This is a genomic window from Halomonas colorata (genome assembly GCF_014897985.1).
Classification (GTDB): domain Bacteria; phylum Pseudomonadota; class Gammaproteobacteria; order Pseudomonadales; family Halomonadaceae; genus Vreelandella; species Vreelandella colorata.
Genome location: NZ_JABUZA010000096.1, coordinates 1 through 1,632, shown reverse-complemented (window position 1 = coordinate 1,632; position 1,632 = coordinate 1). Strand labels below are relative to the sequence as shown.

At 43.8% G+C, this 1,632-nt stretch carries 1 protein-coding gene; it reads right to left on the bottom strand.

Annotated elements, in window-relative coordinates:
- Nucleotides 1-253: 253 nt before the first annotated feature.
- Entirely contained in the window at nucleotides 254-1,579 is a 1,326-nt protein-coding gene (gene rclA / locus INT33_RS20910; RefSeq protein ID WP_004117991.1) for a reactive chlorine resistance oxidoreductase RclA, read from the bottom strand.
- Nucleotides 1,580-1,632 lie beyond the last annotated feature (53 nt).

Below are 1,632 nucleotides of genomic sequence, written 5' to 3'. Positions count from 1 at the left end.
CAGCAATGGTATCCTCCAGAACTGTCGGTGATGCTGATACTGACGAGACGCTGATATGTTTCAGAATTATTTTATCATCTGCATTGGTGGAAAATGCCATAACGCCAGATAATAGTGTTGCAAATAAAACAGATTTTTTAAACATATAAAATACCATCAATGAAGTGATTAAGAAGTTATAGAGTAACAGAGAATTAATAAGATTCTTTTCTCTGAGACGCCAGAATATTTGTTCTGGCGTCTGATTTTGAGTTTATTTGACTAATGAAAATAGATCATTGAGTGATTCGCTCATCGACGGATGAGTAAATATCTGATCGCGTAATATGCTATAAGGCAGCCCGGCATCCATCACCATTTTCACTATATTGATCATCTCGTGGGAGTCAACACACAGCAGTGATGCCCCTAATATACGTTGGGTTTTATTATCAACAATCGCTTTTAATACCCCACGGGTATCGTTCATCACTCTGGCGCGCGGAATTGCAGCTACAGGCAATGTCACCACCTGAATATCAGCACCACTCTCTCTGGCTTGTTCTTCTGTCATACCAACCCTGGACAGGGGCGGTGTCATAAATACGGAATAAGGCACATTTTTCCGATCATCAGTACTACGTTTGCCTTCACCCAGTAACTCATCACGTACAATGCGGTAATCATCCAGTGATATGTAAGTAAATTGCAGCCCGCCGGTAACATCTCCCATCGCCCAAATATTGTCTGCGGTGGTATGTAATCGCTTGTCAACGACAATTGCCCCGCGCTCGTTTACTGCGATACCGGCATTTTCTGGATGTAACGAAGCGGTAGCCGGTTGACGACCGGAAGCTATTAACAGTGCATCCACCGCCAGTTGGGCGTGCTCGCTATGCACTTGCACTTGATTTTCATGGTGACTGATTCGCTCCACATGGGCATTGAGGATAATATCGACGCCCTGATCGCGTAAAATCGTCGCGATATTATCAGCAATATCCCGATCTTCCCGAGGCAAAAACAGCGAAGCTGCCTCTAAAATGGTTACTTTGCTGCCAAAATTAGCGAACATAGAGGCGAACTCAACGCCAATATATCCGCCGCCCAAAATACCTAAATGCCCAGGCAATTCTTTTAGATTAAGTAATCCGGTGCTGTCATATACACCAGGCGTGGTGGTAATTCCAGGAATTGGCGGAACCACGGCTTGTGCACCGGTATTAATAAAAATTTTCTCGCCATGAATCTCCAGATTTCCCTCAGGCCGATGAACACGCAGGCTATGATTATTGATAAACTCCGCCTGGCCGTCGATCACGTCGATATTGGGCATATCCGCAAGATTATGAAAATTCTTATTACGTAAAAAATTAACCACTTCATTTTTACGCTGTATGGCACGGACAAAATCTGTGTGCTGCTGTGCGTCATGAACCAATGTTTTGGTTGGGATACAGCCGATATTAATACAGGTCCCGCCATACATTGCATTTGATTGTTCGATGAGAGCCACACGCCAACCTGCTTTTGCCAGCGTGACGGCTAATGTTTTTCCAGCCTTGCCAAAACCAATAATAACTGCCTGATATTTATTCATGATGATTTCCTGTCGAAACGCGTTCATTTGACATCATGACTATAGACGCAAAA